This is a genomic window from Klebsiella sp. RIT-PI-d (assembly GCF_001187865.1).
In the GTDB taxonomy this organism is placed as follows: domain Bacteria; phylum Pseudomonadota; class Gammaproteobacteria; order Enterobacterales; family Enterobacteriaceae; genus Superficieibacter.
Window position 1 is genome coordinate 1890171 of the sequence record NZ_LGIT01000009.1, and the last position, 25788, is coordinate 1915958.

Below are 25788 nucleotides of genomic sequence, written 5' to 3' on the forward strand. Positions count from 1 at the left end.
GCACAGTAGCATCTCTTGCGCAGAGATAGCAAAACCCTGCAAATCCCCTTGCCTGAAAGCCGCGTCACGAGTACCTTGACGCGATATTTTATACATCTGCGTAAACAGGATTACTGCAATGCCAAGAGCGAATGAAATCAAAAAAGGTATGGTGCTGAACTATAACGGCAAACTGCTGATTGTTAAGAATATTGACATTCAGTCACCGAGCGCCCGCGGTGCAGCAACGCTGTACAAAATGCGTTTTTCCGATGTGCGTACCGGGTTGAAGGTTGAAGAGCGTTTTAAAGGCGACGACATTCTCGATACTGTCACCCTGACCCGCCGTTTTGTTGACTTCTCCTATGTTGACGGCGACGAGTACGTTTTCATGGATAAAGAAGATTACACCCCCTACACCTTCACCAAAGATCAGATTGAAGAAGAGCTGCAGTTTGTTCCTGAAGGCGGAATGCCGGATATGCAGGTATTGACCTGGGATGGCCAGCTTCTGGCGCTGGAGCTGCCGCAGACGGTGGATCTGGAAATTGTTGAAACAGCACCGGGTATTAAAGGCGCATCAGCCAGCTCGCGTACCAAGCCGGCTAAAATGTCGACTGGCCTGGTGGTTCAGGTGCCAGAATATTTGACCACCGGTGAGAAAATCCGCATTCATATCGAAGAGTGCCGCTACATGGGTCGCGCTGACTAAATCCCTGGCGCCTGACGGTACGTTTGTCAGGCGCCACAGCCACCCGATAGCACAGTGGAAAGCGATAACGGCACAGGCCGCTATCGCTTTTTTATGGTTTACAGCAGTTCAGGGAACAGCGTCTGCTTCAGCGCCAGCTCAACGCCACGCACTTCCGCCATGCCTTTTAAACGCCCGATCGCTGAATAACCCGGATTGGTTTTCTTGCGCAGATCGTCAAGCATCTGATGGCCATGATCCGGACGGAACGGGATAGGCCGCAGATCGCCGGCTTTTTTACGCCGCAGTTCTTCAGCCAGTACCGCTTTAACCACTGCCACCATGTCTACGTCGCCCTGAAGGTGCGATCCTTCATGGAATGTTTTAGGGTTCTCTTCCCGACAGGTGGCGCGCAGATGCGTAAAGTGGATACGATCGCCGAACGTTTCAACCATCCGCACCAGGTCATTATCCGCGCGTACGCCATAGGAACCGGTGCACATAGTGAAACCGTTATTAATACTGTCGACCGTGTCTTTCAGCCACTGCATATCGTCAATAGTAGAAACGATACGCGGCAGGCCAAGGATGGGACGCGGCGGATCGTCAGGATGGACCGCCAGGCGAACGCCCACTTCATCTGCCACTGCAACAATTGCACGCAGGAACCAGGCCATATTTTCACGCAGCCGGGCTTTATCAATATGGTCATATTCAGCCAGCCGTGCGCGGAACTGGTCCAGCGTGTAGCCCTCTTCTGCGCCAGGCAGACCGGCAATGATATTGCGCGTCAGCTTTTCAATATCAGCGCCGCTCATGGCATTAAAGTACGCCTGCGCCTGCTGTTGTTCCTGCTCGCTATAGTCCGCCTCTGCGCCCTTACGCTTGAGGATATGCAACTCAAACGCGGCAAACGCGATCTGGTCAAAACGCAGCGCTTTTGAGCCATCCGGCAGGGTGTATTCGAGATCGGTGCGCGTCCAGTCAAGGATGGGCATGAAGTTGTAGCATACGGTATCAATCCCGCAGGCGGCCAAATTGCGGATGCTCTGCTGATAGTTGGCAATCCACGTTTCGTACTGACCGGAATGCGTTTTGATCTCTTCATGCACCGGGATACTTTCGACAACCGACCAGGTTAAGCCTTTTTCCGCCAGCAGCGCCTGACGCTGTTTGATTTCATCTAACGGCCAGACCTGGCCATTAGGAATATGATGTAATGCCGTGACCACGCCCGTTGCGCCAGCCTGACGCACATCATCCAGAGATACCGGATCGTTTGGCCCGTACCAACGCCACGTTTGTTCCATCGCTGCACCCTCTTAAGCTGTTATACCAATTAATGACAAGTTCATGAAGACTACCATACATGTTTCACCTGAGGCGTCAATTTGCGCCCCACCATTGATTGATCCAGCTCACATTCCCCGGATATTTCAGGCACACCAATTTAATTTGCTGTCATATAACTTTACACTGACATATGTTAATCGTTAGTTAATAGAGTGTACTTATAATGAAGACTATTGCCTCCTCCTCGCTCCCTGATACCGTGCAGTTACCGACATATGACAGACAACGCCTGCGCTCACGTATCGTGCACTTTGGTTTTGGCGCGTTTCACCGTGCGCATCAGGCTTTACTGACGCATCGGGTGCTGGACGTCAAAGGCGGCGACTGGGGAATCAGTGAAATCAGCCTGTTCAGCGGTGATGAACTGATGAGTCAACTGCGCCAGCAGGCTCATCTGTATACCGTGCTGGAAAAAGGGGCGCAGGGCAATCAGGCCATTATTGTGGGTGCCGTGAATGAATGTCTTAATGCGAAGCTGGATTCGCTGGCGGCGATAATTGAGAAATTTTGTGAGCCGCAGGTGGCGATTGTGTCCTTAACGATCACCGAAAAAGGATACTGTATTGATCCTGCCACCGGGCGTCTTGATGAAAGTCAGCCGCGCATTGTGCATGATTTAGAACATCCTGATGAACCCCACTCGGCACCGGGTATTCTGGTCGAAGCGCTGGCGCGACGTCGCGAGCGCGGTTTGACCGCATTTACCGTACTCTCCTGCGACAATATTCCTGATAACGGACACATTGTGAAAAATGCGGTGCTGGGGATGGCGCATAAACGGGATGCGGAACTGGCAACCTGGATTGAGCAGCACGTTACGTTTCCTGCCACCATGGTAGACCGTATTGTACCTGCGGCGACACCTGCGTCGCTCAATGAAATCGCCGAACACCTGGGCGTTTTCGATCCCTGTGCGATTAGCTGCGAGCCGTTTATTCAGTGGGTAATAGAAGATAATTTTGTTGCAGGACGCCCGGAATGGGAAGTCGCAGGCGTACAGATGGTTGATGATGTCATGCCATGGGAACAGATGAAACTGCGGATGCTGAACGGTAGCCACTCTTTTCTGGCTTATCTGGGCTATCTCGCGGGACATCAGCATATCAGCGACTGTATGCAGGATGCGCCGTTTCGCCAGGCTGTCCGTCGTCTGATGTCCAGCGAGCAGGCCCCTACGCTAACAATAACCGGGGTGGATCTTAATGCCTATGCCGACAGCCTGATTGAACGCTTTGCCAACCCGGCCCTGAAGCACCGCACCTGGCAAATTGCGATGGACGGCAGTCAGAAATTGCCGCAACGTATGCTGGAAAGTGTTCGCATTCATTTACAGCGTAAAAGCGCATGGCCACTGCTGGCGCTGGGTATTGCAGGCTGGATGCGCTATGTCAGCGGCGTGGATGAGGCGGGAAATGAGATAGATATTCGCGATCCGCTGGCAGACCAGATCCACGCCCTGGTGGCAGGCAGCGATCCGCAACAGCGCGTGACGAGTTTACTGACCTTAAAAGCGATTTTTGCCACCGATTTGCCCGCTGACGCTGATTTTGTCAATGCGATTCAGCGTGCCTGGACCCTGTTAGATGAGAAAGGCGCCCGTCAGGCGATTATCGACACATTGAACGATTAACGTTTTCCGGTGCTTTAGCGTAAGCTGTGACAAATTGTTATAATGTACGGAGCTTACGTGACCAAAACCAATCTCATTACCGGTTTTCTCGGCAGCGGGAAAACCACGTCAATCCTGCATTTGCTGGCCCATAAACCGGCAAACGAAAAATGGGCCGTTCTGGTCAATGAATTCGGTGAAGTTGGCATTGACGGTGCCCTGCTGGCAGAAAGCGGCGCATTGCTTAAAGAGATCCCCGGCGGCTGCATGTGCTGTGTCAACGGTTTACCCATGCAGGTCGGACTCAATACGCTTTTGCGCCAGGGAAAACCTGACCGATTGTTGATCGAGCCAACCGGGCTGGGCCATCCGAAACAAATTCTCGATTTGCTGACCGCCCCGGTTTATGAACCCTGGATAGAACTTCAGGCGACACTGTGCCTGCTGGATCCGCGCCTTCTGCTGGATGAAAAAGCCGTCGCCAATGAAAACTTCCGCGATCAGCTGGCAGCAGCCGACGTTATTGTCGCCAATAAGCGTGACAGGGCCAGTGAAGAGAGCCAGCAGGCGCTGGAAAACTGGTGGCAGCAATACGGTGGCGTGCGCGAGCTGATATTTACCGAGCAGGGAAAATTGTCCGTGACGCTGCTGGATAAGCCGCGAATGAACACTGCATCTCTTCCTTCTGCTGCCGGACATACTCATGCACATCCCCTGAAAAAAGGTCTGGCGGCACTTAATTTACCTGAGCATCAGCGCTGGCGACGCAGTCTTAATAGTGGACAAGGATATCAGGCATGCGGCTGGATTTTCGACGCCGATACCCAGTTTGACACTATTGGACTCCTGGAATGGGCAAGACTGGCGCCGGTTGATCGGGTAAAAGGCGTGTTGCGTATCGCCGAGGGGCTGGTGCGTATTAACCGCCAGGGGCAAGACCTGCATATTGAAACGCAGAATGTTGCGCCGCCGGATAGCCGAATTGAATTGATTACGGCGGAAGGCGCAGACTGGAATACGCTACAAAGCACGTTGTTGAAGCTACGTTTAAGCTGATTCCGCTATGGTGCTGCGTTAACATTTTACGCGGCATTTTTTAATGAAAATACAACTTTCCCGCATCCTGCTGCTAAACACTGCGGGATTTTTACTCTTTCTGTGCTGGTATCTGCCGGAAAATCATGGAATATGGCTGCATCTGGATGCGGCTATTTTTCATTTCTTTAACCGACCTCTGGCGGATCATCGTGCTTACGTCTGGTTTCTGGCCATCGTCAATAATCGCGCCTTTGATGCCTGTTCTCTGCTGGCGATGGGCACGTTAATGCTCCAGTTCTGGTTAAGAGGCGATCCTGTCGAACGTCGTCGAATTATCATTATCGGTCTGGTGATGTTGTTGTCTGCCATTATTATTAACCAGCTCGCCCAGGCGCTGATGCCGGTAAAACGCGCCAGCCCAACGCTATTCTTTAATGATGCTCTGCGGGTTAGCAATGTCCTGCATATTTCGACCAAGGATGCGTCAAAAGACAGTTTCCCCGGCGATCACGGAATGATGCTGCTTATCTTTTGTGCTTTCATGTGGCGTTATTTTGGCCAAAAAACCTTCAGGCGGGCCTTAGTGATATTCGTTATTTTTGCGATTCCACGCGTCATGATCGGCGCGCACTGGATGACGGATATTGTGATTGGGTCATTATCATCAGTGCTCATTGGCCTGCCGTGGGTTCTGTTGACACCGGTAAGTGATAAAATGATTTGCGTTATGAATCGTTATTTATCCGGTAAAAATAAACAAAAAAATAACATTTGAATAACCTTAATAAACGCTTGATCTTTTTTATTGTCGCGCCATTTTTTTCCTTTTTGTCAGTTTCAGGCGATCTTTGGTCATCATAACGTCATGTCTGTGCTTACATAACTCAATGAATTACGGTTTCTTTATCGCAAACTGTCTATTTTTTAGCCAAATCATTTTTTTAACTTTCTGTATCACTTTTTCTTATAAAAAAACGCTTAAAAGCGCTCGCAATGCGGGTGTTGATAAGGTACTCTCGTTTACGTTTTGCCTTTCAGAGATAAATTTTTCTCAGTTCGGATAAATTTGTGCGTTTCCGCACAAATTTGACCAGAAAGAATTGTCTCGTTGTGCGCAGGTAATTAGTCTCGTCACGGTTGGCATTTTTATAACGATTTCTTCGTTAAGGACTTCAAGGGAAAATAAACAACATGGTCACATCTCAGCCGATTTTGAGATATATCTGGCGGGCTATCCCCGCGCTAGCTGTAGCAGTTCTGCTTTCTGCATGTAGTTCGACGAATACCGCAAAGAATATGCATCCTGAGACGCATGCTGTGGTTGAAGATACCTCTTCACTGCAAGCCTCTCAGGATGAATTTGAATCCATGGTGCGTAATCTTGACGTTAAAACGCGCCTGATGGATCAGTATGCAAGCTGGAAAGGCGTTCGCTATCGTCTCGGTGGCAGCACCAGAAAAGGCATCGATTGTTCCGGTTTTGTACAGCGTACTTTCCGTGAACAATTTGGTATGGATCTCCCACGCTCAACCTATGAGCAGCAAGAAATGGGTAAATCAGTATCCCGCGGCCATTTGCGCACGGGCGATCTGGTTCTGTTTCGTGCGGGCTCTACGGGACGTCACGTCGGGATCTACCTCGGCAACAACCAGTTTGTTCATGCCTCTACCAGCAGCGGCGTTATGATTTCCAATCTGGACGAGCCTTACTGGAAGAAGCGCTATAATGAAGCGCGTCGTGTCCTGAGTCGTACCTGATGTTTTCTGTTGTCGGTTTTCCCTTGGCTGACAACAGCAAGAAAAAAACACTGCTCAGGCAGTGTTTTTTTTTACCTGTATACCCGCGATTGAAGGGGGCTGAACTATGCTTAGCCAAATGCCGTTACTAAAAAATAGCGCGCACCTCTCATCCATCGTTACAGATAGCGTAACTCTATGCTGACACACTATTTTTTTAACCACCGTAAATCAGTCATCATCAGCATTATTACGGGCTTAATTATTGGTTTATTGGTGGGCTGCGCGCATTTCGCCACGATTTATCATGAGCGGGAAAAGCGTTTTGATACCATTACCGCTCACCTGCAGCGCTTTCTGAATGATGGCTTTACTGAACTGCGTGAAACCGTGGACATGCTACAGCCGCTGGCAAACTATCCCTGTACGGAAATTCTCTCCGAGTTAACCACCCGAGCCGCATTCACACTGAACGTCCGTGCCTTCTTACTGGTCGACGACGGACGGGCGGTCTGCTCTTCTGCCACCGGGCCGATGAATATGCCGCTCAATCAGCTGGTGCCCGGAATTGATATTCATAAACCGCTGGATGTGACCGTACTGGCGGGCACGCCCATGATGCCAGGCAAAACGGCAATAGCGCTGTGGATACGTGATCCTCAGCATGAAGGTCGCGGCGTGTTCACATCGTTAAATGCTAACCTGACGCCGCTGCTGCTCTACCCTACAAGACACGATGACTTTTCAGGCATTGCGCTGGGCTTAGACCATCTTGCTATCTCTTCTTTTTCGAGTGAACTGATTAATCCGCAGACCCTGGACAAGCAGCCTGTACGCCAGGTCAAACTTGCGGGTCTGCCGATTAGCGTTTATTTATATGCCAGCGCCTGGCCCAGAGAAAACCTGCAATTTACCTTTTTACTGGCATTAGTCAGCGTACTGCTGGCGTCGGTACTGTGCTTCTATATTCTGACGCTGCGCCGGCATCCCGGAAAAGAGCTGCTGTCCGCCATTAAACATAATCAGTTCTATGTGGTTTATCAGCCGGTGATTGATACCCAAAGCATGAAAATTGCGGGCGTAGAGGCGTTAATGCGCTGGAAACATCCGGAAGCCGGAAATATTCCGCCTGATGTTTTTATTCATTTTGCGGAGACGCAGGATCTGATCGTGCCGCTCACCCGGCATTTATTCAAACTTATTGCCCGCGACGCACAGACATTGCAACACATCCTGCCGCCAGGCTCCCGGCTGGGCATTAACATTGCACCTGCACATCTGCATACCGACGGCTTTCGTCAGGATATTCGCGCCTTTGTCGACTCGCTCCCCCAAAACCATTTTCAGCTGGTCCTGGAAATGACCGAGCGCGATATGCTTAACCAGACGCTGGCCTCTAAGATCTTCGACTGGCTGCATGAACAAGGATACCTTATTGCCATTGACGACTTCGGTACAGGCCACAGCGCCCTGATTTACCTTGAGCGTTTTCGCTTTGATTATCTGAAAATCGATAAGGGATTTATTAGCGCCATCGGCACAGAAACCGTCACTTCTCCGGTACTGGATGCGGTATTATTGCTGTCTAAACGAATGAATCTCACGACCGTAGCCGAAGGCGTTGAGACGCCGGAACAGGCCAGCTGGTTGTGCGATCGGGGCGTCAACTATCTTCAGGGTTACTGGATCAGTAGACCGTTGACGTTGAAGCAACTGGTAGATGCGCATGAAGAGCCTGCAAAATATTTCCGATCTTCTCAAGCGTCAATTACTATTCAGGGACAATAGATCGGTTCATCTGGAACCGGTCGCGTTAAGGATGGCCGTTCAGGTATGTTAGTACGCCTCTGTTTCTTACTCATTGCACTATTCAGTTTTGCCGCTCAGGCGCAAACGATTAAAGAGAACAATGCGTTTGCCGTGATTGGCGAACCGAAGTATGCCGTTAACTTTACGCACTTCGATTATGTTAATCCCGCGGCCCCCAAAGGCGGCACGGTTACTTTGGCAGCCATCGGGACATTCGATAACTTTAACCGCTTTGCCATGCGCGGCAACCCGGCCGAACGCACGGGCGCACTGTACGATACTTTATTTACGACCTCTGATGACGAGCCGGGCAGCTACTATCCTCTGGTGGCTGAAAGCGCACGCTATGCCGATGACTATTCCTGGGTCGAACTGAATATCAATCCGCTCGCCAGGTTTCACGATGGCACACCAGTAACGGCGCAAGATGTGGTGTTTACCTTTACTAAATTTATGACCGAAGGCGTACCGCAATTTCGTCTGGTCTATAAAGGCACCACGTTTAAAGCGATTGCCCCGCTTACCGTGCGCATTGAGCTTGCGCAACCGGGTAAGGAGAATATGTTGAGTCTGTTTTCTCTTCCGGTGATGCCGGAAAAGTTCTGGCGTAGCCATAAACTTAACGAACCTCTCGCTCAGCCCCCGCTGTCCGGCGGACCCTATAAAATTAGCGCCTGGCGAATGGGGCAATATGTTACTTACTCCCGGGTAAAGGACTATTGGGCAGCGCAGCTTCCCGTTAACCGGGGACGCTGGAATTTCGACACTATTCGTTATGATTATTATCTGGACGATAACGTCGCTTTCGAAGCATTTAAGGCGGGTGCATTTGATTTTCGCACGGAAGGCAGCGCCAAAAACTGGGCGACCCGTTACATCGGCAAAAACTTTGCCAACCATTATATCGTTAAAGAAGAGCTGGAAAGTGACGCGGCACAGGACGCACGCTGGCTGGCCTTTAATATTCAGCGCCCGGTATTCAGGGACCGCGCGGTGCGGGAAGCTATCTCGCTGGCCTTTGATTTTGAATGGATGAATAAAGCGTTATTTTATAATGCTTATAGCCGGGCTGACAGCTACTTCCTGAATACTGAATATGCCGCAAGACATTATCCTGATGCGGATGAACTGACGCTGCTGGCACCGATGAAAGACGCATTGCCTCCCGAGGTATTTACCTCTATTTATCAGCCGCCGAAATCCACTGGCGATGGTTACGATCGCGATAACCTGCTTAAAGCCAGCGATCTGTTAACCCGGGCCGGCTGGGTAATGAAAGGCCAGCAGCGTGTCAATAGCCAGACCGGTAAACCGCTGCGTTTTGAATTGCTGCTCCCTTCCGGGGGCAACGACCAGTGGGTGCTGGCATTCAAACACAATCTGGCGCGTATTGGGGTCACCATGGAGATACGCCAAATCGACAACTCCCAGCTTACCAGCCGCCTGCGCAGCCGCGACTACGATATGATGCCTCGCCAGGTGCAGGCAATGCCGTGGCCCAGTTCCGATCTGCAGATTTCCTGGGCCTCAGAATACATCGACTCCAGCTACAACGCCCCGGGGGTAAAAAGCCCGGTCATTGATGCCTTAATCGCGCAAATTATTCGCGAGCAGGGAAACAAAGAAAAGCTGCTGCCGCTGGGACGGGCGCTGGATCGGGTGTTAACCTGGAATTACTATATGCTGCCGATGTGGTATATGGCGAAAGACCGGCTGGCCTATTGGGATAAGTTTTCGCATCCGCCAACGCCACCGCTCTACTCTGTCGGGTTCGACAACTGGTGGTACGATGTTAACAAAGCGGCAAAATTACCCGCAGCCAGACGTTAAGGAGCAGGCATGGGCGCTTATTTACTTCGCCGCTTATTATTGGTGATCCCAACATTGTGGGCGATTATTACCATTAATTTTTTTATTGTTCAGGTCGCCCCCGGTGGCCCGGTCGATCAGGCTATTGCGACCATGGAAATGGGAAACTCTGGCGGCCTGCCTGGTACGGGTGGCGGCGGCCTTAACACCGCCCATGCGCGGCCCGGGGTGGGTAATTTAAGTGAAAGCCACTATCGCGGCGGGCGCGGTCTTGATCCAGAGGTCATTGCTGAAATCACCCATCGCTACGGCTTTGATAAACCGCTGCATGAACGCTATTTCAATATGTTGTGGAACTATGTGCGCTTTGATTTCGGTGACAGCCTGTTTCGTAGCGCCTCGGTACTGGATCTGATTAAACAAAGCCTGCCGGTGTCGATTACGCTTGGTTTATGGAGCACGCTGATTATCTATCTGGTCTCCATACCGCTCGGCATTCGTAAAGCGGTGCACAACGGCAGCCGGTTCGATATCTGGAGTAGCGCGTTTATTATCATTGGCTATGCCATTCCGGCTTTCCTGTTTGCCATTCTGATGATTGTCTTCTTTGCCGGGGGCAGCTATTACGATATCTTTCCGCTGCGCGGGCTGGTGTCAGCTAACTTTGATACCCTCTCCTGGCCTCAAAAGATCGCCGACTACTTGTGGCATATCACCCTGCCGGTACTGGCAACAGTGATCGGCGGATTTGCCGCACTGACCATGCTCACCAAGAACGCGTTCCTCGACGAAATTCGCAAGCAGTATGTGGTTACCGCACGGGCAAAAGGGGTCAGTGAGAAAAACATTCTCTGGGGGCACGTGTTTCGTAACGCCATGCTGCTGGTAATAGCCGGTTTCCCCGCCACCTTTATTAGCATGTTTTTTACCGGTTCGTTATTAATAGAAGTGATGTTCTCACTGAACGGTCTGGGGCTTCTGGGCTATGAATCGACTATTTCGCGGGACTATCCGGTGATGTTCGGCACGCTCTATATTTTTACCTTAGTGGGGCTGCTGCTGAATATTCTCAGTGATATCACCTATACGTTTGTCGATCCGCGTATTGATTTTGAGGGCCGCTGATGCGTCGTTTAAACTCCATCAATCAGGCACGCTGGGCGCGCTTTCGCCATAACCGACGCGGCTACTGGTCGTTATGGATCTTTCTGGCAATTTTTATCTGCTGTCTGCTGTCGGAAATTATCGCCAATGATAAACCGCTGCTGGTGCAGTATCAGGGAAACCTGTATTTCCCGGTGGTGAAAAATTATAGCGAGCGTGATTTTGGTGGGCCATTCAGTACGACCGCAGATTACCAGGATCCATGGTTGCAAAAACAGCTCGCCAGCCATGGCTGGGTGGTATGGGCGCCGATACGTTTTGGGGCTAACAGTATCAACTTCTCCAGCGATAAACCGTTTCCCGCCCCGCCATCTGCGCAAAACTGGCTGGGAACCGACGCTAACGGCGGGGATGTGCTGGCGCGCATTCTCTACGGTTCGCGGATCTCACTGCTGTTTGGTCTGATGCTGACCCTGTGTACCAGCGTCCTGGGCGTGGTGGTCGGTGCAATCCAGGGCTATTACGGCGGCAAAATAGATTTAATTGGTCAGCGCATTATTGAGGTCTGGTCGGGAATGCCGACGCTCTTTTTGATAATCCTGCTCTCAAGTGTAATTCAACCGAATTTCTGGTGGCTGCTGGCGATTACGGTTCTGTTTGGCTGGATGACGCTGGTCGGCGTGGTGCGTGCGGAGTTCCTGCGCACCCGTAACTATGACTATATTCGCGCAGCACAGGCGATGGGGGTAAGCGATCGGGCGATTATTTTTCGCCACATGCTGCCCAATGCGATGGTCGCCACCCTTACTTTTCTGCCGTTTATTCTGTGCAGTTCGATAACCACCCTGACCTCCCTGGATTTTCTGGGCTTTGGCCTGCCGCTCGGCTCACCATCGCTCGGCGAGTTACTGCTACAGGGTAAAAATAACTTACAGGCTCCGTGGCTTGGGATTACGGCTTTCTTATCGGTCGCGGTGCTGCTGTCGCTGCTGATTTTTATTGGTGAAGCCGTGCGCGACGCCTTCGACCCGGGTAAGGCGGTATAAGATGACACATCCCCTCTTAGCTATCGACCGATTGTCGATTGCCTTTACGCAGCAGGGTGAAACCCGCACGGTGGTCAGCGATTTATCGCTTAAGGTTGAAGCCGGTGAAACGCTGGCGCTGGTGGGTGAATCCGGCTCGGGTAAAACGGTTTCGGCCCTGTCGGTACTGCGCCTGCTCCCTTCACCGCCGGTTAGCTGGCCGCAGGGCGATATCCTCTTTCACGGTCAGTCGCTTCTGAATGCGGATGAGCGGACGCTACGCGGAATTCGCGGCAATCGCATCGCCATGATTTTTCAGGAGCCAATGGTATCGCTCAATCCGCTGCATAATCTGGAAAAACAGCTTTATGAGGTGTTATCCCTGCACCGGGGGATGCGCAGAGAAGCGGCAAGAGCAGAAATGCTTACCTGTCTCGACAGGGTCGGGATCCGCAACGCTGCCCGGCGGCTGGCAGATTATCCGCATCAGTTTTCCGGCGGTGAGCGCCAGCGTGTGATGATCGCCATGGCGCTGTTAACTCGCCCTGAACTGCTGATTGCCGATGAGCCGACGACGGCGCTTGATGTCTCAGTGCAGGCACAAATTCTGCAACTGCTACAGGAGTTACGCCAGGAGTTGAATATGGGCCTGCTGTTTATTACCCATAACCTGAGTATTGTGCGCAAGTTAGCCGATAACGTCGCCGTCATGCAGAATGGCCGCTGCGTAGAGCAAAACCGCGCCACCACGCTGTTTGCCGCCCCTGCACATCCGTATACTCAGCGTCTGTTAAATAGCGAGCCGTCCGGCGATCCGGTGCCGGTGCCGTCGGACTCCCCGCCGCTGTTAGAGGTCGACGATTTGTGCGTGGAGTTTCCGGTGCGCAAAGGGCTGCTGAGACGCATCGTCGCTCATAATCGGGTCGTAAACCACGTGAGCTTTACTTTGCGCCAGGGTGAAGCGCTGGGGCTGGTGGGTGAGTCCGGCTCGGGAAAAAGCACTACCGGCCTGGCCTTGCTCAGACTGATCGCCTCTCAAGGGCATATCCGTTTTGATGGTCAGGCGCTTAACGGGCTGAGTCGCAAACGGCTATTACCGGTACGCCACCGTATTCAGGTCGTGTTTCAGGACCCCAATTCATCGCTTAATCCGCGCCTCAATGTACTACAAATTGTTGAAGAAGGACTGCGCGTACATCAGCCTGACCTCAGCGCTGCCGAGCGTGAAGAGCAGGTCATCGCCGTACTACAGGAAGTCGGGCTGGATGCTGATATGCGCCACCGGTATCCGGCAGCCTTTTCGGGCGGGCAGCGTCAGCGTATTGCCATTGCACGCGCGCTGATTTTAAAACCGGCGCTGATTATTCTTGATGAACCCACGTCGTCGCTGGACAGGACGGTACAGGCACAAATCCTCGCGCTGCTGAAATCCCTGCAACAAAAACATCGTCTGGCCTATATTTTCATTAGTCACGATTTACACGTGGTGCGTTCATTATGTCATCAGGTTATCGTACTGCGGCAGGGAGAGGTTGTGGAGCAGGGCGACTGCAGGCGCGTGTTTAGCGAACCGCGGCAGGATTATACTCGTCAGCTATTAACGTTAAGCTGACGATCAGAAAGGATTGTGGCCTGAAAAAGGTTCAGCAATGGCCACGCCAAAATTTTTCAACCGGCAGGTCGCTGCAAACTCGTCCTGCCTGTTTACAAACAGGCACGGCTCGCCCTCGCACTCCAGTACGGAGCTATCAACTTCAATATCGCTCAGCGCCTGGCTAAGCGTATGCATCACAGGCCAGGCCTTCTCGCCGTCCGGGCTGAGAAGCTTCAGGGCAACCAGGCAATTATCGCAGGGAGGCGTGCTTTGCGGAATCGGTTCAACTCTTGAACCCGAAAATCCGGACAGCCAACGATAGCTCTGCGGCAAACGGTGTACGATGGAGAGTTGCTGATGAGTCACTTTTATATCCCCGGAAGCAGTGAATTAACAATTTATTCACACCAATATTAACACATGGTTGACAATTCGTCGTGCATCCTGAAGAAAACGCTTTCATCTACCGCCAGTAAGGGTTTAGCGGTGCAGTCGCTTTAAATTGAATCTGCGTTACAGGAGCCTTTTGGCGCTATATGTACGCGTTTTTGTGATCTAAAACAACCTTTTTAACAACATTAAAGTGACTTTTTACACAAATTGATTTTACAAAAAATAAACATTTAAGCTTAAAAAGGCGTTAAGGGACCACGAGGGTCCCTGGAAAGCAGATTAGCGTGCGGAGTTTTTACTGCGGCTGGCGTACAGACAGAAAAGAATAGAGCTGGTGGCGCAAAAAGCGATGGACAGCACCATCGGCCAGGCGGTAGTAAATGTGGCCAGTGATAACAGGGCGCCGACGATGGCCCCGATGCCGAAACGAAATGTTCCTGCCAGAGAGGATGCCGTCCCCGCCATATGCGGAAATTCGTCGAGAATAACGGCCATCGCGTTCGAGGACACCAGCGATACGCAACCCACGAACGCGGCAACGCCTACCACCATCGACCAGAACCCAACGTCCAGCAGTCCGCAAACCACCAGCCATATTGCGGTGGCAAACTGAACCCACAGTCCGGCGCGAAACATATTCAGCGCCCCCACTCGCCTGACAAACCGGCTATTGATCATGGTGAGTACAAACAGGAATGCGATATTCAGGGCAAAATAGTAGCCAAAATGCTGGGGCAGTACGTGATTAAGCTCGATATAAACAAACGGTCCGGCGCTCAGAAATGAGAACATCCCGGCAAAGCTGAAACCGCTGGCCAGCATGTAGCTCAGCACGCGCTTGTGGCGAAACAGCGAGGCAAAATTGCCGCCGGTGGTACGAATGTGGAATTTCTGTCGCCGCTCAGGAGGCAGCGTTTCGTCAATGAAAAAGAAAATCATCGCCGATGCCAGCAGCGCGGCAACCGCCAGGATCCAGAAAATCGCGTGCCAGCTAAACCAGACCAGCACTGCACCACCGATCATCGGGGCCAGCAACGGGGCGATGGTTGTCACCAGCATGACAAACGACATCATGCGCGAAAATTCTTCTTTAGGATAAATATCGCGCATTAAGGCGTTGATCACCACGCTTGCCGCAGCAGCAGCCAGTCCGTGAAAAAAACGCATAATAATCAGCTGATCGATGGTCTGCGCCAGCGCGCAGGCTGTTGCTGCCGCAGCAAAGACCAGCGTACCGCCCAGGATCACCGGCTTACGTCCCAGGCTATCCGCCATCGGTCCATATAACAGCTGCCCAACGGCAAAACCGAGAATATAAGTGCTGAGCGTCATCTGTGCGCTACCGGCGGGCACGCCGAACTGCGTAGAGATAACGGGCAACGCAGGCAAATACATATCAATTGAAAGCGGCATCAACATGGCCAGCAGGCCAAGAATAAACACGATACCCAGCGAGGAGCGCTGCTTTGTCGTCACCCTTATCTCCTGTTATTGATGTTAAGGCATGCCAATACTGGCAATCTCTTCTTCAGTCAGCGCGCGAAATTCACCCGGTTCGAGGTCAGCATCCAGCGAAATCCCGCCGATACGCTCACGATGCAGACCTACCACGTGGTTGCCCACGGCAGCAAACATGCGTTTCACCTGATGATAGCGTCCTTCACTGATGGTCAAACGCACCTTAGTCGGGGTAATCACCTCAAGCGTAGCGGGCCTGGTCAGATCTTTTTCATTATGCAGCTGTACGCCACGCGCAAACTGGTCCGCCGTATCGTCAGCGACCGGCGATTCCAGCGTCACAAGATAGGTTTTTTCGCAATGATGACGTGGAGAAGTGATACGATGTGACCACTGTCCATCGTCGGTCATCAGTACCAGACCGGTGGTGTCGATATCCAGCCGCCCGGCGGCGTGAAGCTTATACGCCACGGGCACATCAAGAAAGTAAAGTACCGTCGGATGGTCCGGATCGTCCGTTGAGCAGACGTAACCCTGCGGTTTATTCAGCATGAAATAACGCGGGCCATGCTGCTGGGTAAGAGGGTTGCCGTCATAAGCGACAGCATGTTCCGGTTGAAGTTTAAAGGCGCTGTCCCTTACTATTTCGTCATCCACCGTTACGCGGTTGGCGCGAATCTCACGCCCGGCAATAGCACGGCTTACGCCAAGCTGCTGAGCGATAAATTTATCAAGTCGCATGAATTATTTTTGCCTGTCATTATGCCTGGAGTCGGACAACGCTGCCCGAAAAAAGAAGCGGTTATGCACCTTATAGTATAGCGGCCTGTGACAGCCGCTCAAGGGAAAAAGCGCACAACAACGATTTAAGAGGATTATGACTTTTACTCTTCGTCCCTATCAGCGGGAAGCGGTGGATGCCACTCTCGCCCATTTTCGACACCACCATGAACCCGCGGTGATCGTCTTGCCGACCGGGGCTGGCAAAAGCCTGGTCATTGCTGAACTGGCACGGGTAGCCCGCGGGCGCGTGCTGGTTCTTGCGCACGTTAAAGAGCTGGTGGAACAAAACCACGCTAAATATCTGGCGCTGGGGCTGGAGGCCGATATTTTTGCTGCCGGTTTAAAGCGTAAGGAAAGCCATGGCAAAGTGGTCTTCGGCAGCGTGCAGTCGGTCGCGCGTAATCTTGCCGCTTTTCAGGGCGAGTTTTCACTGCTGATCGTCGATGAATGCCACCGTATCAGCGATGATGCCGACAGCCAGTATCAACAGATTCTTGCCCATCTTAGTGCGGCTAATCCCCGCCTGCGGCTGCTGGGACTCACGGCCACCCCCTTTCGTCTTGGTAAAGGCTGGATTTACCGTTTTCACTATCACGGCATCGTGCGCGGCGATCAAAAAGCCCTATTTCGCGACTGTATTTATGAACTGCCGCTGCGCTACATGATTAAACACGGTTATCTGACGCCACCCGAGCGGCTGGACATGCCGGTGGTGCAGTATGATTTCAGCCGTCTTCAGGCGCAGAGTAATGGCTTATTCAGCGAAGCCGATCTAAATCTTGAGTTGAAAAAACAGCAGCGCGTTACGCCACATATTATTAGCCAGATTATTGAGTTTGCTCAGACGCGTAAGGGGGCAATGATTTTTGCCGCCACAGTTGAACATGCCCGGGAGATCCTCGGTCTGCTGCCCGGCGATGACGCGGCGTTAATCACCGGTGAAACACCGGGCGCAGAGCGCGACCGGCTGATTAGCGCGTTCAAAGCGCAGCAATTCCGTTATCTGGTGAACGTTTCGGTACTGACAACCGGTTTCGATGCGCCCCATGTCGATCTGATTGCTATTTTGCGCCCCACCGAGTCCGTGAGTCTGTATCAGCAAATCGTCGGCCGTGGCCTGCGCCTGTCACCCGGTAAAACCGATTGCCTGATCCTTGACTATGCGGGGAATCCTCACGATCTGTATGCCCCGGAAGTTGGCGCCCCAAAAGGGAAAAGCGACAATGTTCCGGTTCAGGTTTTTTGCCCCGGCTGCGGATTTGCCAATACGTTTTGGGGAAAGACCACCGTTGACGGCAAGCTTATCGAACATTTTGGCCGCCGTTGCCAGGGCTGGTTTGAGGATGATGAAGGCCATCGTGAGCAGTGCGATTACCGTTTTCGCTTCAAAAACTGCCCGCAATGTAACGCGGAGAATGATATTGCCGCCCGCCGCTGCCGTGAGTGCGATACCATTCTGGTCGATCCTGACGATATGCTCAAAGCCGCGCTGAAATTAAAAGACGCGCTGGTCCTGCGCTGCGGCGGCATGACGCTACAACACGGCAGCGATGAGAAAGGTGAATGGCTGAAAATCACCTATTACGATGAGGACGGTGCCGATGTCAGCGAACGTTTTCGTCTGCATACGCCTGCGCAAAGAACCGCGTTTGAACAGCTGTTTATCCGCCCGCATACGCGCACGCCGGGCGTGCCGCTGCGCTGGATCACCGCCGCCGATATCGTTGCTCAGCAGCCGCTACTGCGCCATCCTGATTTCGTGGTTGCCCGTAAGAAGGGCCAGTACTGGCAGGTACGAGAAAAACTGTTTGATTATGCCGGACGCTACCGTCGCGCCAATGAATTACGCGGTTAGTGGTGCTTTTCATTGCTGTTAAACGCGTACGGGTATAGAATACCGCCCGCTTTTGCACACGCAAAGCAGATCAATTACCTGTTACTGGGTCGCCTGTAGCAGGATTTATTTAAGAGAGAAATTAATGACTATCAATGCAGAAGTACGTAAAGAGCAGGGTAAGGGTGCGAGCCGCCGCCTGCGCGCAGCTAACAAGTTCCCGGCTATCGTTTACGGTGGAACTGAAGCGCCGATCGCAATCGAACTGGATCACGACAAAGTGATGAACCTGCAAACTAAAGCTGAATTCTACAGCGAAGTGCAGACTCTGGTTATCGATGGCAAAGAAGTAAAAGTGAAAGTTCAGGCTGTACAGCGTCACCCGTTCAAACCTAAACTGTCTCATATTGACTTCGTTCGCGCGTAATCGCTGACACGTCAAAAGAAAAACCCCGCCACGGCGGGGTTTTTTTACGTCTGAAGCGTATCACTTACCGCCGGACGTACGGCGCTGAAGCTGATCGCGCAGGTTCGGCGGCGTGCCTTTGATGGTCAGAGTATCAGTGGCAGGATCCCAGAAAATACGCTCGCCAAGCAGTAAGGCATCAAAGTTAATGGTTAACCCCCCGCCGCTGCCGGCATATTTGGTCAACTGACGCAGGGTGCTGCGATCCGCAGGGAAACTCTCCTCCAGCGCGTAACCTTTCTCGGCCGTGAATTCGCTAAAGCTGACTTCACTGACGCTGGACAGCTCTTTCGATAGCGAGTCAAGGGCAATCTCCTCACCGGCCTGAAGCTGTTCACTGCAATAGTCATACACCTGCTGGCGAACGGTCTGCCGCTCTGATTTATCCAGCTGCGCCTCAGCGGTAAAATCGTCCACGGCCTGCAATAAGCCGCGGTTTTGCGCCTTCGCATTCAGCCCTTCACTGGCTCCGAGGAAGTCCATAAAGAAATCGGCGACTTTACGCCCTACCCGCCCTTTCAGGAACGTCAGATAACGCGTGGATTGCGGATTAGTTTCCCATTCGGTCAGATCGATACGGGCCACGATATCCGCATGGTTAATATCCAGATAATGAATGGCGCTGATATCCAGATTTTCATTGACGCGCATGCTGCTTAAATTGTTCAGTACCGCGACCAGCAGATACTCCACCGCCAGATAGCGATAGTGGCAAAACAGAACGATGCCGCCCTCGGCAAACGGATACTTCGCCAGCTCATCACGCAGTCGTCCGGTTGCTGCACGACTGAAGGCCAGAAAATCTTCTTCGCCCTGACGTTGCAGGCGTAATGCCTGAGCCAGCTCGCTCTCTTCGCTAAACAGGCCGTAGGCTTTATTTTTGGCGCTATAAACCCGATGCAGCTCGGCCATCATCTCTTCGACAGGGGCACCAGGCTCCAGTAATGAATCGCGCAGCACCAGTTCCAGACTTTGTTCATCACGCTTGATTAACTGATGCAGGGCAATCTGGTTGATATCCAGACTCATGGTAAACTCTCCTTTTAGGCCGAACGGTATTCATCCACCGTCGGGCATCACAGTGTAAGGTGAAAAAAAGGGGAAAAAAAGCTGTTGCTACGGTAATATGTTGCCCTTTCATGAACAGACTGATTTCGAGTTATGCCACAACATTCCCGCTATAGTGATGAACACGTTGAACAACTGCTTAGCGAGCTGGTCAACGTATTAGAGAAACATAAAACCCCCACCGATCTATCATTGATGGTGTTGGGAAACATGGTGACGAATCTGATTAATACCAGCGTCGCCCCGGCTCAGCGTCAGGCTATCGCCCGCTCTTTTGCCCAGGCGCTGCAATCCTCGGTCAGCGACGAACAGGCGCACTAAGGAAAACGAACGACTGCATATGGTGACTCATCGTCAGCGCTACCGTGAAAAAGTCTCCCAGATGGTTAGCTGGGGGCACTGGTTTGCCCTGTTCAACATTTTGTTGGCCACGGCGATCGGCAGCCGCTATCTTTTTGTCGCCGACTGGCCGACAACGCTTGCCGGACGCGTTTATTCGTACCTGAGTATTGTCGGGCACTTCAGCTTTCTGGTGTTTGCCACTTATTTGCTGATCCTCTTCCCACTGACGTTTGTGGTCATGTCGCAGCGGCTAATGCGGTTTATTTCCGCCATCCTTGCAACCTGTGGAATGACGCTCCTGCTAATCGACAGCGAAGTTTTTACGCGTTTCCACCTGCATCTCAACCGCATTGTCTGGGAACTGGTATTCAATCCCGAGCAGAATGAAACCGCACGCGACTGGCAACTGATGTTCATTAGCGTGCCGGTGATTTTGCTTGTCGAGATGCTGTTTGCGACCTGGAGCTGGCAAAAGTTACGCAGTCTGACGCGTCGACGTCGCTATGCAAGGCCGGTAGTGGCGCTGTTTTTTATCGCTTTTATTGCCTCACACAGTTTTTATATCTGGGCCGATGCCAACTTCTATCGCCCCATTACCATGCAACGCGCTAATCTGCCGCTCTCTTATCCGATGACCGCACGCCGGTTCCTCGAAAAACATGGGCTGCTTGATGCTCAGGATTACCAACGTCGGCTGATTGAGCAAGGCGATCCGGAAGCCGTTTCGGTCCAGTATCCCTTAAGCAATTTGCACTATCGCGACATGGGCACCGGTCAGAATGTGCTGCTGATCACCGTTGATGGGCTGAACTATTCCCGCTATGAACAGCAGATGCCGGGGCTTGCCAGTTTTGCCCGGCAGAATATCAGCTTTACCCAACATATGAGTTCGGGTAACAGCACTGATAACGGCATTTTCGGCCTGTTCTACGGAATTTCACCGGGCTACATGGATGGCGTACTGTCGTCCCGTATCCCCGCAGCACTGATCACGGCGCTCAATCAGCAGGGTTATCAGCTGGGGCTTTTTTCGTCTGATGGCTTTAGCAGCCCGCTTTATCGTCAGGCATTACTCTCTGATTTCTCCCTGCCGCCTGCACGTAAGCAGTCTGATACGCAAACGGCAAATCAGTGGATCAACTGGCTCGATCGCTATGCACAGGAAGATAATCGTTGGTTCTCATGGATTGCGCTTAACGGCACCAACATTGATGAAAGCAATGCGCAAAGCCTTACCCATCGCTATACGCGTGCAGCATCGGATGTCGATGCGCAAATCGCCCGCGTACTTGATGCTCTGAAAACGTCGGGCAAGTTTGATAATACCGTCGTCATTATTACCGCGGGTCACGGAATGCCGCTGGATAAACAGCGTAACGATTTCGACTGGTCACGCGCCAGGCTACAGGTTCCGCTGGTGATCCACTGGCCGGGTACGCCTGCACAGCGTATTAATACGCTTACCGATCATAAAGACGTCATGGCTACCCTGATGCAACGCCTGTTACGGGTGACAACGCCTGCCAACGAATATTCCCAGGGGCAGGATCTGTTTAGTATCGCCCGCCGCTATAACTGGGTAACGGCCGCCAGTGGCAATACGCTGGCCATTACCACGCCGCAGGAAACGGTGGTGCTGGGTCATAATGGCGATTATAAAACCTGGGACCTGCAGGGCGAAAAAATACGTGACCGTAAACCGCAGATGAGTTTACTGCTTCAGGTGCTGACAGATGAAAAACGATTTGTCGCTAACTGATTGATTAATTATAAATCAGTCAGTAAATCGGTGGCTTGCAATCGCCGATGAAAGAGGTACTATTAGCTCCACAAATCGGCACGTAGCGCAGCCTGGTAGCGCACCGTCATGGGGTGTCGGGGGTCGGAGGTTCAAATCCTCTCGTGCCGACCAAATTATCCCAAGAAAACCAACCTGTTAGGGTTGGTTTTTTTATGTCCTGAATTCATCATGGGGAACTGACGGGGAATAATGGGGGAATTACTCCCGACAAATTATTGTCAGCGAGTCTTTATAACAGGTATTTCCACCAGTCTTGTCGTATAACACAGCGACAGCATTCACCGCTTCATCTTCCAGTCCTGCTGAATGCCATGTCCAGCAAAATAAAGCGTACCCCCACCCTGTTTGTTTTACGGACCTGTCAGAGCCTGTCATCTGATGTTGGCCTGTTCTCGCAATCTCTATCACAGATGATAGTCAGCTCCGGTCTTAACTGAAAACATAAATACAGTAATGTCCGCTAAGTGCCAAAAGCGGAAGTTCGACTTTTTGTACAGATCTTCAACACGACATTTTCTCCATGCCAAAAACTTTTTGAAAATATCGAATGGCGGAGACGTTGCACAAGTGTCAGACAGGCAGCGAGCGATCTTTCACAACCGTTTTCATAACCAGTGTTGAGGTAAGCCGCTGCACACCTGAGATACCAGAGAGTTTTTCATCATACAGCTTCTGAAAAGCCGGCAGGTCACGGGTGATAACATGAAGCAGATAATCGGGATCGCCAAACAGTCGCTGCGCCTGAATAATTTGCGGTATATCCTCTACTGCCGCCTCGAATGTGGCGACCGCCTGTCGGTCTCCCTCGCGCAGGGTGACGAAAACTATGGCTGAAAAGTTCAGCCCTAACCTGGCCGGATCCAGATATGCCCGGTAGCCGCTGATTACCCTTTCCTGCTCAAGAGCTCTGACCCGGCGCTGGCATGATGACAGGCTGATCCCCACCCTTTCCGCCAGTTCAGTGAGCGAAAGCCGCCCATCCTTCTGAAGTTCTGCAAGAATATTGCAGTCTGTTCTGTCCATTCCTGAAAACCTCCCGCTTTGTCTCATTTTTTAAGCTGTAAATGAAAGCACATTCCGCTTACAAAGCGATATTCTTTCTTCAACTTTTAACGTATTCGTCAGGTAAAGGTTTCCTTAGATGCAGCTTTCTGACACTCATAAATGCCCGGTCAGCGATGGGGTCAATAAGGATTACGCCACATGTCACTGAGTATGTTCGCCGCCTTCTGGGCTGTTTCCGTGCTTTTCGTAATCACGCCCGGTGCCGACTGGGCTTACGCCATTTCAGCCGGCATCCGGGGACGCCGGGTTGTGCCGGCGGTTGCCGGCATGCTGAGCGGCCATCTTGTTGCAACGCTCATAGTGGCAGCGGGTGTCGGCTCAGTCATTGCAGGTAGGCCGGGCGTACTGACGCTCCTAACCGTAGCCGGTTCGTCCTATCTGCTCTGGCTCGGCCTCGGCATGTTGCGCCATCCTACAGCGCCGGCGGCGGGACAGAATGATGATTCAGGCTCGCCACTGAAATGGGCGCTCAAGGGCTTTTGCATCAGCGGGCTTAATCCGAAGGTTTTTTTGCTGTTTCTTGCCCTGCTGCCCCAGTTCACTGACGTCCACGCTGCCTGGCCGCTTCCACTCCAGATGATCGCGCTGGGGCTGGTGCATTTGATTAGCTGCGGCGTGGTCTACCTGCTTGTGGGGTATGGCTCCGGCACGGTGCTTGGGACGCGACCGCGCGCCGCAAAGAATATTAGTCGGATTTCGGGCAGCCTGATGATCATTATTGCGACCCTGCTGCTGGCAGATCAGTTTCTCTGACGCATGACCATAGAAGCCTATAACAACACATCATGCAGCAGGAACCCTATGAATACACTCAACGTCGGCCCGAGCTTTAGTGTTTCTTGCAGACCGAGCAATACAATTAGCATTGCGAAAGCTGGTATCATCGCCCCCGCAACATTCTTCATCAACCTAACGAATTAGCAGAGAACACCATGTCATCAGTCACACTGACACATCTGAAAAACCTCAAGCAGCGCGGCGAGAAAATCACCATGCTCACCTGCTACGACGCCACGTTTGCACACGAGCTGAGCACGGCAGGCGTTGAGATGCTTCTTATCGGCGATACACTGGGAATGATCCTGCAGGGCCATGACAGCACCCTGCCGGTCAGGCTGGAAGATATGGTTTATCACACGGCCTGCGTGAAGCGCGGAAACAACGGCGGCTTCATCATAGCCGACCTTTCATTCATGACCTGTTCTTCGCCTGAGCAGGCACTGCACAGCTCCGCGCAGTTAATGCAGGCCGGTGCACAGATGGTCAAGATTGAAGGTGGAGAGTGGCTGTGCGACACAGTGCATCAGCTGACGCGTAACGGTATACCAGTTTGCGCCCATATTGGACTCACCCCTCAGTCGGTTAACGTCTTTGGCGGTTTTAAAGTGCAGGGACGTGACAGCCATCAGGCGGCCGCACTGGTCGACACCGCGAAAAAGCTTGAAGAAGCCGGCGCGGCAATGGTGTTGGTTGAAGCCGTCCCCGCCTCGCTGGGCAGAGCGCTGAGCGGGGCTGTGTCCGTACCAGTCATCGGCATCGGCGCTGGTCCGGATACAGATGGACAGGTTTTAGTGCTGCACGACATGCTCGGCCTGAGCATAACCGGCAGGGCCCCGAAATTCGTCAAAAACTTTATGAAAGGACAGCACGACATTCAGGGCGCGTTAAAAAGTTACATTGCCGCCGTCAAAGACGGCAGCTTCCCGTCGGCGGAGCACTGCTACTCAGAATAAGTTACAGATGCAGCCGTTTATATTAACGGTTGCATCTGTAATCTGGCTAAAGAGACTAATCATCGACGTCCGCTTCTCGCTCATAGCGGAACAAAGCCCTGCATAAGCAGGGCCAAAATCAATCATCCGGGAGTTATAATAACCCATTTCACGAATAATCATTTCGCCCTTACGAGCGGTAAATTCGTCCACCGCATCGTATAGCAGGGTGACAACATCTCCCGCTTCATCTTCCATGACTGCTGTATGCCCTGCCCGGCAAAAAACAGCGTTCCCCTTGATTGAGGATAGCATTACATCAAATCGTTATAATTACAGTACTCAATGGACAACAATGATCATCATGAGAAATTTCGTGAGTTATTTTATTCTTTCCATGCATACACATGATATCATTGCCTAAGAACTGGCACAGAAGACGAATGATAGATAGCATTCTAATCATCCCTTTTCATTATGCCAACTCAAAAAAATCCATACGGTAACATTGTTGCTGACAAAACTTTTCAATGAACCCCATAAGAATAAAACCCTACAAAACAAAGAGACAAAAATTAAAACTCGTCAAATATTTTTATTTTAACAAATAACCTAAATTAAAGTATCTTTCCTACCATTTAAAGCGCATTGTATCAAAACGATAGAACTTCTTTTCGTAAGCCCACAGCTTATTTTTTACTGAAATAATTACAAAAGGGTCATACATTAATATGTTTATAATTTTAATACCTCTAATTGGGGTGATTGCTTTCACCATAATAGCACTGGCTTTGATGCGCCTGGGAATCGCTATTTCTAATAATCAAGATGATTATTAACAACAGGTTGCAGATAAATAAAATGAACTCTGAAGACACTCTTGATTGGTTTCCAAGCCAATTACCACATGTTAAACTTGCTATTGGTGAGGCAGTGCTGGTAATTGCCCGTCAGGGAAGGCCTATAAATGCCAGAACATTGCTTGAATACTTACAGGTAACGAAACAAAATCTAAAAAGGAGAGATAATAAAATTGCAATACAAACTGCAATCGACCTACTCTCCGAAAATCAAAAAACGTTTGGTAAGGTTTGAAAATCATATGTTAAGCTTTCTAC

General features: G+C 51.6%; 23 protein-coding genes, 1 tRNA gene and 1 pseudogene. 18 read left to right on the forward strand and 7 right to left on the reverse strand.

Annotated features, from left to right (window positions below; genetic code table 11):
* The first annotated feature begins 118 nt into the window (after positions 1-118).
* Positions 119-691: an elongation factor P-like protein YeiP gene (yeiP, locus tag AC791_RS15205; protein WP_049841250.1), complete on the forward strand. Its 573-nt coding sequence runs from the start codon at positions 119-121 to the stop codon at positions 689-691.
* Positions 692-789: 98 nt separating this feature from the next.
* On the opposite strand, the gene uxuA is transcribed toward yeiP, so the two are convergent.
* Complete coding sequence (gene uxuA / locus AC791_RS15210; protein ID WP_049841251.1) at positions 790-1980, reverse strand: mannonate dehydratase; 1191 nt, start codon at positions 1978-1980, stop codon at positions 790-792.
* A gap of 206 nt (positions 1981-2186) precedes the next feature.
* Between uxuA and AC791_RS15215 the strand changes: the two genes are divergently transcribed.
* From AC791_RS15215 to yejF, 9 genes are all read left to right on the forward strand, one after another.
* Complete coding sequence (locus AC791_RS15215) at positions 2187-3653, forward strand: mannitol dehydrogenase family protein (RefSeq protein ID WP_049841252.1); 1467 nt, start codon at positions 2187-2189, stop codon at positions 3651-3653.
* Positions 3654-3710: 57 nt separating this feature from the next.
* Entirely contained in the window at positions 3711-4688 is a 978-nt protein-coding gene (locus AC791_RS15220) for a CobW family GTP-binding protein (RefSeq protein ID WP_049841253.1), read from the forward strand.
* Between the two features lie 43 nt (positions 4689-4731).
* Positions 4732-5445, forward strand: coding sequence for a phosphatase PAP2 family protein (locus AC791_RS15225; RefSeq protein WP_049841254.1), 714 nt, complete (start codon positions 4732-4734; stop codon positions 5443-5445).
* Between the two features lie 416 nt (positions 5446-5861).
* On the forward strand, positions 5862-6428 hold the full coding sequence (gene mepS, locus AC791_RS15230; RefSeq protein ID WP_049841255.1) for a bifunctional murein DD-endopeptidase/murein LD-carboxypeptidase: 567 nt from the start codon (positions 5862-5864) through the stop codon (positions 6426-6428).
* A gap of 177 nt (positions 6429-6605) precedes the next feature.
* Positions 6606-8195, forward strand: coding sequence for a cyclic di-GMP phosphodiesterase (locus tag AC791_RS15235; protein WP_049841256.1), 1590 nt, complete (start codon positions 6606-6608; stop codon positions 8193-8195).
* Between the two features lie 45 nt (positions 8196-8240).
* A complete protein-coding gene (locus AC791_RS15240; RefSeq protein WP_049841257.1) occupies positions 8241-10046 on the forward strand; it encodes an extracellular solute-binding protein in 1806 nt (601 codons plus the stop codon).
* Between the two features lie 9 nt (positions 10047-10055).
* Positions 10056-11150 (forward strand): microcin C ABC transporter permease YejB, encoded by a 1095-nt coding sequence (locus AC791_RS15245; protein WP_049841258.1) that lies wholly within the window; start codon positions 10056-10058, stop codon positions 11148-11150.
* Entirely contained in the window at positions 11150-12175 is a 1026-nt protein-coding gene (locus AC791_RS15250) for a microcin C ABC transporter permease (protein ID WP_049841259.1), read from the forward strand. The genes AC791_RS15245 and AC791_RS15250 overlap by 1 nt, the downstream gene beginning before the upstream one ends.
* 1 nt (position 12176) lies before the next feature.
* On the forward strand, positions 12177-13766 hold the full coding sequence (gene yejF, locus AC791_RS15255) for a microcin C ABC transporter ATP-binding protein YejF (RefSeq protein WP_049841260.1): 1590 nt from the start codon (positions 12177-12179) through the stop codon (positions 13764-13766).
* Positions 13767-13769: 3 nt separating this feature from the next.
* Here the strand turns inward: yejF and AC791_RS15260 are convergent, their stop codons facing one another.
* The 3 genes from AC791_RS15260 to rsuA form a co-directional block, all read right to left on the reverse strand.
* Positions 13770-14114, reverse strand: a complete 345-nt coding sequence (locus AC791_RS15260) for a YejG family protein (protein WP_049841261.1) — start codon at positions 14112-14114, stop codon at positions 13770-13772.
* A gap of 306 nt (positions 14115-14420) precedes the next feature.
* The gene (locus AC791_RS15265) at positions 14421-15617 is read right to left on the reverse strand and encodes a Bcr/CflA family multidrug efflux MFS transporter (RefSeq protein ID WP_049841262.1); all 1197 of its coding nucleotides are present in this window, start codon (positions 15615-15617) and stop codon (positions 14421-14423) included.
* A gap of 21 nt (positions 15618-15638) precedes the next feature.
* Positions 15639-16340: a 16S rRNA pseudouridine(516) synthase RsuA gene (rsuA, locus tag AC791_RS15270; RefSeq protein WP_049841263.1), complete on the reverse strand. Its 702-nt coding sequence runs from the start codon at positions 16338-16340 to the stop codon at positions 15639-15641.
* 136 nt (positions 16341-16476) lie between these two features.
* On the opposite strand from rsuA, the gene AC791_RS15275 reads away from it, so the two are divergent.
* Both AC791_RS15275 and rplY read left to right on the forward strand, forming a co-directional pair.
* Positions 16477-18237, forward strand: a complete 1761-nt coding sequence (locus tag AC791_RS15275; RefSeq protein ID WP_049841264.1) for a DEAD/DEAH box helicase — start codon at positions 16477-16479, stop codon at positions 18235-18237.
* A gap of 124 nt (positions 18238-18361) precedes the next feature.
* Positions 18362-18643 carry a 50S ribosomal protein L25 gene (gene rplY, locus AC791_RS15280; RefSeq protein WP_049841265.1) on the forward strand — a complete coding sequence of 94 codons (282 nt, stop codon included), beginning with the start codon at positions 18362-18364 and terminating at the stop codon, positions 18641-18643.
* Between the two features lie 60 nt (positions 18644-18703).
* Here rplY and yejK read toward each other — a convergent pair whose 3' ends face one another.
* Entirely contained in the window at positions 18704-19711 is a 1008-nt protein-coding gene (gene yejK / locus AC791_RS15285; RefSeq protein ID WP_049841266.1) for a nucleoid-associated protein YejK, read from the reverse strand.
* 132 nt (positions 19712-19843) lie between these two features.
* Between yejK and AC791_RS15290 the strand changes: the two genes are divergently transcribed.
* The 3 genes from AC791_RS15290 (at position 19844) to AC791_RS15300 (ending at position 22004) form a co-directional block, all read left to right on the forward strand.
* Positions 19844-20071, forward strand: coding sequence for a YejL family protein (locus tag AC791_RS15290; protein ID WP_049841267.1), 228 nt, complete (start codon positions 19844-19846; stop codon positions 20069-20071).
* A 19-nt stretch (positions 20072-20090) separates the two neighbouring features.
* On the forward strand, positions 20091-21851 hold the full coding sequence (gene yejM, locus AC791_RS15295; protein ID WP_049841268.1) for an LPS biosynthesis-modulating metalloenzyme YejM: 1761 nt from the start codon (positions 20091-20093) through the stop codon (positions 21849-21851).
* A 76-nt stretch (positions 21852-21927) separates the two neighbouring features.
* Positions 21928-22004: transfer RNA gene (locus AC791_RS15300), tRNA-Pro, on the forward strand.
* 459 nt (positions 22005-22463) lie between these two features.
* Here the strand turns inward: AC791_RS15300 and AC791_RS15305 are convergent.
* Positions 22464-22916: an Lrp/AsnC family transcriptional regulator gene (locus AC791_RS15305; RefSeq protein ID WP_049841269.1), complete on the reverse strand. Its 453-nt coding sequence runs from the start codon at positions 22914-22916 to the stop codon at positions 22464-22466.
* Positions 22917-23096: 180 nt separating this feature from the next.
* Here AC791_RS15305 and AC791_RS15310 point away from each other — a divergent pair, with 180 nt between their 5' ends.
* Together AC791_RS15310 and panB are read left to right on the forward strand one after the other, a co-directional pair.
* Positions 23097-23711: a LysE family translocator gene (locus tag AC791_RS15310; RefSeq protein ID WP_049841270.1), complete on the forward strand. Its 615-nt coding sequence runs from the start codon at positions 23097-23099 to the stop codon at positions 23709-23711.
* 179 nt (positions 23712-23890) lie between these two features.
* A complete protein-coding gene (gene panB / locus AC791_RS15315) occupies positions 23891-24691 on the forward strand; it encodes a 3-methyl-2-oxobutanoate hydroxymethyltransferase (protein WP_049841271.1) in 801 nt (266 codons plus the stop codon).
* Positions 24692-24849: 158 nt separating this feature from the next.
* Here the strand turns inward: panB and AC791_RS19935 are convergent.
* Positions 24850-24975: pseudogene (locus AC791_RS19935) on the reverse strand (DUF4113 domain-containing protein); the annotation flags it as partial.
* 556 nt (positions 24976-25531) lie between these two features.
* Between AC791_RS19935 and AC791_RS15325 the strand changes: the two are divergent.
* On the forward strand, positions 25532-25765 hold the full coding sequence (locus AC791_RS15325) for a hypothetical protein (RefSeq protein WP_049841651.1): 234 nt from the start codon (positions 25532-25534) through the stop codon (positions 25763-25765).
* Positions 25766-25788 lie beyond the last annotated feature (23 nt).

Coding starts and splice junctions, on each gene's coding strand:
- yeiP (WP_049841250.1), top strand. CDS start 119: ATGCCAAGAGCGAATGAAATCAAAAAAGGTATGGTGCTGAACTATAAC.
- uxuA (WP_049841251.1), bottom strand. CDS start 1,980: ATGGAACAAACGTGGCGTTGGTACGGGCCAAACGATCCGGTATCTCTG.
- AC791_RS15215 (WP_049841252.1), top strand. CDS start 2,187: ATGAAGACTATTGCCTCCTCCTCGCTCCCTGATACCGTGCAGTTACCG.
- AC791_RS15225 (WP_049841254.1), top strand. CDS start 4,732: ATGAAAATACAACTTTCCCGCATCCTGCTGCTAAACACTGCGGGATTT.
- mepS (WP_049841255.1), top strand. CDS start 5,862: ATGGTCACATCTCAGCCGATTTTGAGATATATCTGGCGGGCTATCCCC.
- AC791_RS15235 (WP_049841256.1), top strand. CDS start 6,606: ATGCTGACACACTATTTTTTTAACCACCGTAAATCAGTCATCATCAGC.
- AC791_RS15240 (WP_049841257.1), top strand. CDS start 8,241: ATGTTAGTACGCCTCTGTTTCTTACTCATTGCACTATTCAGTTTTGCC.
- AC791_RS15245 (WP_049841258.1), top strand. CDS start 10,056: ATGGGCGCTTATTTACTTCGCCGCTTATTATTGGTGATCCCAACATTG.
- AC791_RS15250 (WP_049841259.1), top strand. CDS start 11,150: ATGCGTCGTTTAAACTCCATCAATCAGGCACGCTGGGCGCGCTTTCGC.
- yejF (WP_049841260.1), top strand. CDS start 12,177: ATGACACATCCCCTCTTAGCTATCGACCGATTGTCGATTGCCTTTACG.
- rsuA (WP_049841263.1), bottom strand. CDS start 16,340: ATGCGACTTGATAAATTTATCGCTCAGCAGCTTGGCGTAAGCCGTGCT.
- AC791_RS15275 (WP_049841264.1), top strand. CDS start 16,477: ATGACTTTTACTCTTCGTCCCTATCAGCGGGAAGCGGTGGATGCCACT.
- rplY (WP_049841265.1), top strand. CDS start 18,362: ATGACTATCAATGCAGAAGTACGTAAAGAGCAGGGTAAGGGTGCGAGC.
- yejK (WP_049841266.1), bottom strand. CDS start 19,711: ATGAGTCTGGATATCAACCAGATTGCCCTGCATCAGTTAATCAAGCGT.
- AC791_RS15290 (WP_049841267.1), top strand. CDS start 19,844: ATGCCACAACATTCCCGCTATAGTGATGAACACGTTGAACAACTGCTT.
- yejM (WP_049841268.1), top strand. CDS start 20,091: ATGGTGACTCATCGTCAGCGCTACCGTGAAAAAGTCTCCCAGATGGTT.
- AC791_RS15305 (WP_049841269.1), bottom strand. CDS start 22,916: ATGGACAGAACAGACTGCAATATTCTTGCAGAACTTCAGAAGGATGGG.
- AC791_RS15310 (WP_049841270.1), top strand. CDS start 23,097: ATGTCACTGAGTATGTTCGCCGCCTTCTGGGCTGTTTCCGTGCTTTTC.
- panB (WP_049841271.1), top strand. CDS start 23,891: ATGTCATCAGTCACACTGACACATCTGAAAAACCTCAAGCAGCGCGGC.
- AC791_RS15325 (WP_049841651.1), top strand. CDS start 25,532: ATGAACTCTGAAGACACTCTTGATTGGTTTCCAAGCCAATTACCACAT.